General features: G+C 63.2%; 7 protein-coding genes. 6 read left to right on the top strand and 1 reads right to left on the bottom strand.

The genetic code is table 11. From position 1 onward, the window contains the following. Positions 1-172 precede the first annotated feature (172 nt). Positions 173-751 (bottom strand): superoxide dismutase [Fe], encoded by a 579-nt coding sequence (sodB, locus tag VGM61_RS17995; protein WP_331524282.1) that lies wholly within the window; start codon positions 749-751, stop codon positions 173-175. A 110-nt stretch (positions 752-861) separates the two neighbouring features. Between sodB and grxD the strand changes: the two genes are divergently transcribed. The 6 genes from grxD to ppnN all read left to right on the top strand — a co-directional run. Beyond that, complete coding sequence (gene grxD, locus VGM61_RS17990) at positions 862-1,185, top strand: Grx4 family monothiol glutaredoxin (protein WP_331524281.1); 324 nt, start codon at positions 862-864, stop codon at positions 1,183-1,185. Next, the gene (locus VGM61_RS17985; protein WP_331524279.1) at positions 1,182-1,952 is read left to right on the top strand and encodes an SDR family NAD(P)-dependent oxidoreductase; all 771 of its coding nucleotides are present in this window, start codon (positions 1,182-1,184) and stop codon (positions 1,950-1,952) included. The genes grxD and VGM61_RS17985 overlap by 4 nt, the downstream gene beginning before the upstream one ends. A 24-nt stretch (positions 1,953-1,976) precedes the next feature. Then, the gene (locus VGM61_RS17980) at positions 1,977-2,573 is read left to right on the top strand and encodes a YhgN family NAAT transporter (protein WP_331524283.1); all 597 of its coding nucleotides are present in this window, start codon (positions 1,977-1,979) and stop codon (positions 2,571-2,573) included. 87 nt (positions 2,574-2,660) lie between these two features. Then, positions 2,661-4,394: a lysophospholipid acyltransferase family protein gene (locus VGM61_RS17975; RefSeq protein ID WP_331524278.1), complete on the top strand. Its 1,734-nt coding sequence runs from the start codon at positions 2,661-2,663 to the stop codon at positions 4,392-4,394. Positions 4,395-4,629: 235 nt separating this feature from the next. Further along, positions 4,630-7,956 carry a TonB-dependent receptor gene (locus tag VGM61_RS17970; protein WP_331524276.1) on the top strand — a complete coding sequence of 1,109 codons (3,327 nt, stop codon included), beginning with the start codon at positions 4,630-4,632 and terminating at the stop codon, positions 7,954-7,956. Positions 7,957-8,077: 121 nt separating this feature from the next. After that, a partial coding sequence (gene ppnN, locus VGM61_RS17965; RefSeq protein ID WP_331524275.1) for a nucleotide 5'-monophosphate nucleosidase PpnN occupies positions 8,078-9,042 on the top strand: 965 nt, incomplete at its 3' end.

Raw genomic sequence — 9,042 nt, 5'->3', positions numbered from 1 at the left:
TGATGCTTGTAGCTACGGCGATCGTTCACGCGGCCAGGGCTTTCCCTCGGCGACCTCACGGGTCGGAGGGAGGCCGGCGGGCGTCACCCTGGGAACGCTTCCGCAGGACGGCGAAGCCGGACGAGGACTTAGTGACCAGGGTGACCGCCCCCGACTCCCACCCCTCACCCCCTCACGCCAGGTTCGACGCAGCGAACTCCCAGTTCACGAGGTTCCAGAAAGCCTCGACGTATTTCGGGCGGGCGTTGCGGTAGTCGATGTAGTAGGCGTGTTCCCAGACGTCGGCGGTGAACAGGGGCTTGTCGCTGCCGGTGATGGGCGTGGCGGCGTTGGAGGTGTTGACGATGGCGAGGCTGCCGTCGGTGCGCTGTACAAGCCAGGTCCAGCCGGAACCGAAGTTGCCCACGGCGCTCTTGGTGAATTCTTCCTTGAAGGAATCGAACGAGCCGAAGGCTTTGTCGATGGCGTCGCCGAGCTTGCCCGACGGCTTGCCGCCGCCCTTGGGGCTCATTGAGTGCCAGTAGAAGGTGTGGTTCCAGATCTGGGCGGAGTTGTTGAAGATGCCGCCTGATGACTTCTTGATGATGTCTTCAAGGGCGGCGTTCTCGAACTCGGTTCCCTTGATCAGGTTGTTCAAGTTGGTCACGTAGGCCTGGTGATGCTTGCCGTAGTGGTATTCGAGCGTCTCGGCCGAGATGTGCGGTTCGAGGGCATTCTTTTCGTAGGGAAGCGGGGGAAGCTCGATCGCCATGATTTGCTCCTTAGCGGTGGCTGGGAAGAATGGTGGGGGACACGGCCAGTGGGGCCGGGCCGAACTGCTACAATAGCCAAATCCGTGCTAGTGAATGATGAATCTTTTCTATGGACGCCGTCGCGCGCATCAAGGCCATCGTGGCTGGCCAGCCCATCGTGATCTTCATGAAGGGCACGCCCCAATTTCCGATGTGCGGGTTTTCCAGTCGTGCCGTACAGGCGCTTGAAGCTGCGGGCGCCGCCTATCATGCCGTCAATGTGCTTGAAGATCCCGAGATCCGCGCCAGTCTTCCGAAATTTTCCAACTGGCCAACGTTCCCGCAGGTGTTCCTGCAGGGCGAACTGATCGGCGGCTGCGACATCGTCGAAGATCTGCATGCGGCCGGTGAGTTAAAGCGCATGGCCGCCGACGTCGCGGTCAACGGCCCGTGAGCGTGCTGCCTCTGGTCACGCTTCCGGCCATGACGCCGGAAAGCGATCTTGCCGGGCGCGTGGTGATGGTCACCGGCGCCACCGGTGGCCTGGGCAGCGCCGTGGCTCGCGCATGCGTGCGCGCCGGTGCCACGGTGATCCTCGCCGGCCGCCGTGTGCGCTTCCTGGAAAAGCTTTACGACGAACTGAAGGGCCTGGGCAACGGCGAGCCGGTGATCGTGCCCGTCGACCTCGAATCGGCCACCCCGACGGATTACGAAGCCATCGCTGATGGTATCGGCCACGAGTTTGGGCGTCTGGATGGGTTGGTCCACGCCGCTGCGCATTTCGGTGGCCTTACGCCGCTGTCGCAGCACAAGCCTGACGACTTCCTGCGTGCGCAGCAGGTCAACGTGGCCGCGCCCTTCGCACTGACCCAGGCTTGCCTGCCGTGGCTGGCGAAGTCCGCCGACAGCGCCGTGGTGTTCGTGCTGGACGATGCCGACCTCACCTCGCGCGCTCATTGGGGTGGCTACGGAGTGTCGAAGGCCGCGCTCGAACGACTGGCGACGATCCTGCATACCGAACACGACAAGGGTGCGATGCGCGTGCACGCGGTGTTGCCCGCACCGATGCGCACAGCCCTGCGCCGCGAAGCTTACTTCGGCGAAGACACCCTCAAGCATCCAACGCCCGACGCCACCGCTTCTGCCATCGTGATGCTGCTTTCCGCAGCCGGTGGATTCGCCCGCGGCGCCACGCTCGATCTCCGCCACTCCCAAGCCTAAGGAATCGCACGCGTGGAAGCCCAGATGACCACGCTTTCGGCAGGCATCCTGTTGTTCCTGATCATGGATCCGCTGGGCAACATCCCGTTGTTCCTGGCCCTGCTGAAAGACGTTCCACCCAAGCGCCGCCGTTACGTGATGGTGCGCGAACTGCTGATTGCCCTCGCGGTGCTGGTGGCTTTCCTGCTGGGCGGGCAGTACATCCTGAAACTTCTGCAGTTGCGGCCCGAATCGGTGAGCATCGCTGGCGGCATCGTGTTGTTCCTGATTGGCATCCGCATGGTGTTTCCGCCCGTGGAAGGCGGCATCTTCGGCCCCGTGGGCGAGGGTGAGCCCTTTATCGTGCCGATGGCCATTCCCGGGGTTGCCGGCCCTTCGGCGATGGCGGCGCTGCTGCTGTTGACGAACTCCCAGCCCGGCCGCACGGCCGAGTGGGGCCTTGCCCTGTTCGCCGCGTGGCTTGCCGTGGCGCTGATCCTGCTCAGTTCCACCTTCCTGTTCCGCTGGCTGGGCGAAAGCGTCCTGACCGCACTGGAGCGCCTGATGGGTATGCTTTTGATTGCCCTTTCGGTGCAGATGTTCCTGAGCGGGCTTACCGCCTACCTTCATATCGCCACCTGACCGGAGTTTGAAACGCAGTAATGCGTTTCCTTTCACCGGGCTGTCATACTTGGCTACCAGCATGAGCGCCACACGAGGGAACCCATCATGCTCAAAGTCGAACAGGCCCTGACCGACCGCCTGCCGTGGCTGGAGAAGCATCCGCGGATCCTGCGTCCCATTGCCGCGATGCTGGAGCATCTGGCACACGAGGAACGCTTCAACCAGACGTTGCGCACCGTGGCGCCAGCTACCGGCTTCGCCTTCGTCGAGCGTACCCTCGACCACCTGCATGTGAGCTACCGCGTTGACGAGCGCGAGCGGGAAAACATCCCGGTCGAAGGCCCGTTGCTGGTGGTAGCCAACCATCCGCTGGGCATGACCGACGCCCTGGCGCTCATCAGCCTTATCGGCTCCGTCCGCCAGGACGTTCGCATCCTGGGTAACGATGCTCTCTCCGCGGTACCGGAACTGGGCCACCTGCTGCTGCCGGTGGATGTCTTCGGCAAGGGCGCCCGGTCGAGCATGCGCAACGTGTTCCGCGCGCTCGAAGAAGGCCAGGCGCTGATCATATTCCCGGCGGGCGAAGTATCCCGCCTGCGCGGCGGCCGCGTGCGCGACGGCAAATGGAACGACGGCTTCGCCCGCATGGCGCTGCGCGAATCCGTTCGCGGCCAGAAGGTCACTCCGCCGCCCGTCTTGCCCATCCACGTTTCCGCCCGCCTCAGTGCAGCGTTCTATGGGCTGTCGATGCTGGCCAAGCCACTGTCGACCGCCATGCTGCCGCGCGAGGCCACCTCGCCGCGCGGCCAGCGCATCACCTTCACCATCGGTGCCTCGGTGGGTGTGGAAGAACTCAAGGAACGCAGCGGCGGCTCGCCGGAGCAAGCCGCCAAGCTGATGCGTCGCCATGTCTACCGCCTGGGCACCCGGCGCGGTTTGATCTTCGGCGGCCAGGCCCCCCTGGCACACCCGGAGCCCACCGAACGCATCGTGGCCGATCTTGCCAAGGCCGAGTTGATGGCGGAGCTCGGCGATGGCAAGCAGGCTTTGCTGCTGCAGGGGTCGCCCGATAGCGCCGCCCTGCGTGAGATAGGCCGCCTGCGCGAACTCACCTTTCGCCGGGTAGGCGAGGGCACGGGCCTGCGACGCGACCTGGATGTCTACGATGCCCATTACGAACACCTGGTGCTGTGGGATCCCAAAGCCCTGCGCATCGTCGGGGCGTACCGCTTCGGCAATGGCTCGACGATCATCCCCGATCGCGGGCTGGCGGGGCTGTATACGTCGAGCCTGTTTGACTACTCACCGGCGCTGGAATCCCGCCTGGCCCAGGGCCTGGAACTGGGCCGCAGTTTCATCGCGCCAGCCTACTGGCGCTCGCGCGCACTGGACCAGCTGTGGCAGGGCATCGGTCTTTATCTCCAGCGCCATCGCGATCTTCGGTACATGTTCGGCCCGGTCAGCATGTCGGTGAGCATGCCGCGCGAAGCCCGCGAGTGGATCGCCGCGGCGCACGAGCACTACTTCGGCGCCCCGGGCCTGGCTTCGGCGCGCCAGCCATTCGTGATTTCTCCCGAAGTAAGCGACGGCGTCCGCACGGAACTTGCGGGCCTTGATCCGGCCACGGGCCTGGTCCGGTTGAAGAATCGCCTGGATGCGCTGGGCCAGACCTTGCCGGTGCTCTACCGCCAGTATGTCGACCTTGTCGATCCCAGCGGTGTGCAATTCCTTGGATTCGGAGAAGACCCGGGATTTTCCGGCTGCGTCGATGGCTTGGTGATGCTCGATCTCAATTCTCTCAAGCCCGCGAAGAAGGCTCGTTATCTGGGCAAGGAATAGTGATCGAGCCGATAAGTAACTGCGAATTTCGTCGTGAAGACGTGAATTTGTTACGAACCTGTCATAGAATCTCGTTAAAGTTGCTTTAACAACTGGTCCCATCGCCATGCACGGCGGGACAGCTTGATTTTTTAGTTGGGGAATCAATAACTTGCGGCTTCTACCTCGTTGTCATACGGGAGAACCCGTGCGTGTTTTTTTCGTTTTTCCTTGCGAGCCACAGGGTCGATCGTTAATGAATAGCCGAATCCGCGCCAAACTCCTGCCCCTTGCCATTGGTACGCTCCTGGCCACGACCTCGGTCATGGCCCAGGAGACCTCCTCCACCATGAGCGGTCGCATCGTTGATGCCTCCGGTAATCCAGTCGCCGGCGCCACCGTGCAGATCGTGCACGAGCCTTCGGGCACCACCAAGGTCACCACCACTGACGCCGCCGGCCGTTACTCGGTACAGGGCATGCGCGTGGGTGGTCCGTACGACGTCACGGCCACCAAGGAAGGCGGCAGCACCCAGTCCCGCCAGGACAATGTATTCCTGGGCCTGGGCACCGATACGCCGGTGAACCTCACCCTCGGCGCCACCGCACAGCAGGACGCCACGCAGCTGGCGGCCGTGACCGTCTCCGCCGTCGGCGGCACCTTCAGTTCCGACAACACGGGCCTTGGCACCAACGTTGGCGCCCGCGCGCTGAAGCTGCAGCCCGCTCCCAGCCGCAACATCGCCGACATCGCACGCCTTGATCCGCGCGTGAACGTGGACCACGGTACTGGCGCGATCTCGGCCAACGGCCAGAATGCCCGCCTGAACAGCCTGAAGGTCGACGGCATCGGCGTGGGCGACCCGTTCGGCCTGAACGGCAGCGGCCTGCCGACGGTCGGTTCGCCCGTGTCGGTGGACACGATCGAGGGTTACAACATCTCGACCGCCAACTATGACGTGATCTCCGATTCCGTCGGCGCGGAAGTGAACGCGGTAACCAAGAGCGGCACGAACGACTTCCACGGCTCGGTGTACTACGCCTTCAAGAGCGCCGACAAAATGGTCGGCGAAGCCGGCTGGCTGAAGCAGAACCGCGACTACACCGAGTTCGACAAGAACTGGACGGCAGGCGCCACCTTCGGCGGCCCGATCATCAAGGACAAACTCTTCTTCTTCGGCAGCTACGAGAAGGAAGAGATCACCGGCTTGTCGTCCGGTGCGGCCACGGGCCTTGATCCTTCCATCGCCAACTCCACCAGCAACAAGGTGTCCACCGGCGATCTGAACCGCGTCCTTGCTGCTGCCGGCCGCCTGGGCCTGCAGCCTGGCACGATCAACGCCAACGGCGGCGACCTGATCGACAAGCGTTACCTCGGCAAGATCGACTGGAACATCACCGACGGCCACCGTGCCAGCTTTGCCTACCAGCAGACCAAGGAAACCAAGCCCAATCCGCAAGGTAACGGCGCCAGCACCATCGGCCTTTCCAGCTACTGGTACACCACCAACACCAACATCAAGAACTACACGCTGCAGTTGTTTGACGACTGGAACGATGTGTTCTCGACTGAAACCAAGCTGGGCTACTCCGACTTCGACCTGTTCCGCTCGGTCGATGCGCAGCAGCCGCAGATCGGCGTGCGCGTGAACAACGCGGGCACGGCTTCGGGCCCGACGGTGAACCTGGGCGAAGACCAGTTCAGTCACTACAACGCCGCCCGCGTGCGTACGTTCAATGCGTTCTGGGCTGGCACGTTGTATCTGGGCGACCACACCGTGAAGGGTGGCGTGGAGTTCGAGCGCAACAGCATCTACAACCTGTTCGGCCGTACCGAATTCGGTGCGTACCAGTTCTATGGCATCAACGCCCTCGAATCCGGTGCCTACAACACGTACGACCTTTACCAGCCGGCGCCGGGTTATTCCCTGGGCGACATCGCCGCCAAGTGGGAGCTGAAGCAGTACACGTTCTTCCTGCAGGACACCTGGCAGGCCACGGACAACCTGTCGGTGCACTACGGTTTCCGCGTCAACCGCTACGCCACCGACGACAAGCCGCTGTACAACGCGACCTTCCAGCAGCAGTTCGGCTTCAGCAACGCGACCACGATCAACGGCAGCAAGCTGGTCGAGCCGCGCCTGTCGTTCAACTACAAGTTCGACAGCGATTACAAAACCCAGCTGCGCGGCGGCGTGGGCCTGTTCCAGTCCAGCCCGCCCACGGTATGGATGACCAATCCGTACCAGAACAACGGCATCAACATCGTCACCTACCATTACGAGCGCCTTGCCAACGGCCAGTGCTCGCTGGGTAAGCAGACGGTGCCGTGCCCCACCTTCAGCTCCGATCCGCACGCCCAGAACACTTCCGGTGCCGGCGTGCTGCCGCAGATGGCGGTGGATACCGTGGCTCCGGATTTCCAGCTGCCCAGCGTGTGGAAGTCGTCGCTGGCGTTCGATCGCGAGCTGCCCTGGATGGGCATCATCGGCACCCTGGAATGGCAGCACCTGCAAACACGTGACGCCTTCTACTACAACAACCTCAACATCGGCGCGCCCACCGGTATTCTTCCGGATGGCCGTTACACCTATAACGGTTGCATCGGCGGTGCCACGCCGGTTGGCGGCGCCACGGGCGCCACCTGCACGGGCGCTGTCAACTCCGTGGGTAACACGGCATCGGCGCTGGCTCGTTCGCGTGCCGATGGCCGCTTCGCCCAGGGCGTAACCGAGCTCCTCAACACCGACAAGGGACAGTCCGACGCCATCACGCTGTCATTCACCAAGCCCTTTGCCGATGGCTGGTCGGCGTCGATCGCGGCTACCGCGGCGCACGCCACGGAAGTGAACCCGGGCACCTCAAGCCAGGCCACCTCCAACTTCAGCAACAGCGCCTGGTACAACATCAACGAAAACGTGGCCTCCACGTCCAACACCAACATCTCCCAGCGTCTGAATGCATCGCTTGCCTGGTCGCATAACTTCTTCGGTGACTACGCCACCACCATCAGTGCGTTCTACGATGGCCACAGCGGCGTGCCGTATAGCTGGGTGTTCGGTACCGACGCCAATGGCGACAGCTACCGTGGCGACCTGGCTTATATCCCGAACCGGGGCGACGTGAACTTCGCCACCGGAACCGCGCAGAAGGTCATCGACCAGTTCTACGACTACATCCAGCACGACGATTACCTCAAGCACAAACAGGGCAAGGTGGTCCGTCGTAACGGTGCGGTGTCGGCCTGGGTGAACCAGCTTGATCTTTCCATCACCCAGGAAATCCCGGGCTTCTTCCGCGGGAACAAGGGCGAGTTCCGCCTTGATTTCTACAACGTGCTGAACCTGATGAACAAGCACTGGGGCCAGCAGGACTACATCGGCTTCCCGTACACCCGCAGCCTGGCCGATTACGCAGGTGTCGGTGCCGATGGCAAGTACATCTACAAGCTGCCCACCGATGCCAACGGCAACTACCAGCCGGGCCTGAAGACCTTCTACGACGCTCCCACCGACAACAGCGCCACCAAGGCCAACCCGGTGTCCCGCTGGTCGATCCTGGCCACCGTCCGCTACACGTTCTAAGAAGTTAGCTTTTTGTACGATTTAAGACCGGCGCCTGCGAGGGCGCCGGTTTTTTTTGGCCGCGCCTTGACCTCGGCGCCCCGACCGCGCCAAGCTAAACGGCTGACCTGAGGAACCATCCATGAATGACCACGTTGCCGGCGTTACCGGCTCCCTGCGCACGGTAAGCGCCCGCATCTCCCCAGCCGGCGGCCTGGACATCCTTTCCCGCAACGAAGTGGCGCGCCTGCGCGACGCCAGCGGGTCGGGCCTGCACATGCTGCTGCGCCGCTGTGCGCTGGCCGTTCTTACCTCCGGGAATATCGGCGACGACCCCCGATCGATGTTCGAGCAATACCCCGATTTCGACATCCAGGTGCTGCAGCAGGACCGGGGCATCAAGATCGAACTTTCCAACGCGCCCGAACAGGCCTTCGTCGATGGCCGCATCATCCGCGGCATCAACGAGCTGTTGGTGGCCGTGGTGCGGGATATCGTCTACGTGTCGGCGCAGCTGGAGAGTGGCAACTTCGACCTGGATGACACCGTGGGTATTACCCATGCAGTGTTCGAGATCCTGCGCAATGCGCGGATGCTCAAGCCCCAGGTGGATCCGAACCTGGTGGTGTGCTGGGGCGGCCACTCCATTTCGCGCGACGAATACGAATACACCAAGCGCGTGGGCTACCAGCTGGGCCTGCGCGGCATGGATATCTGCACCGGTTGCGGTCCGGGCGCGATGAAGGGCCCGATGAAGGGGGCGAACATCGCCCACGCCAAGCAGCGCCGCCGGCACAACCGCTATATCGGCATTACCGAGCCTGGCATCATCGCCGCCGAATCGCCGAACCCGATCGTCAACCACCTGGTGATCATGCCGGACATCGAGAAGCGGCTGGAGGCCTTCGTCCGGCTCGGCCATGGCTTCATCGTCTTCCCCGGCGGCGTCGGCACCTGCGAGGAGATCCTGTTCATCCTCGGCCTGCTCACCTATCCGGAAAACGCCGGCGAACCCTTCCCGCTCGTGTTCACCGGGCCGCGGCCGGCGGCGGCCTACTTCGAGCAGATCGACCGCTTCCTGCGGCTCGCGCTCGGCGAAACGATCAG

The sequence above is a fragment of the Pinirhizobacter sp. genome (genome assembly GCF_036499745.1).
GTDB lineage: Bacteria > Pseudomonadota > Gammaproteobacteria > Xanthomonadales > Rhodanobacteraceae > Pinirhizobacter.
The sequence above is the reverse complement of the archived record's forward strand: the minus strand, read 5'-3'. Positions and strand labels throughout refer to the sequence as shown.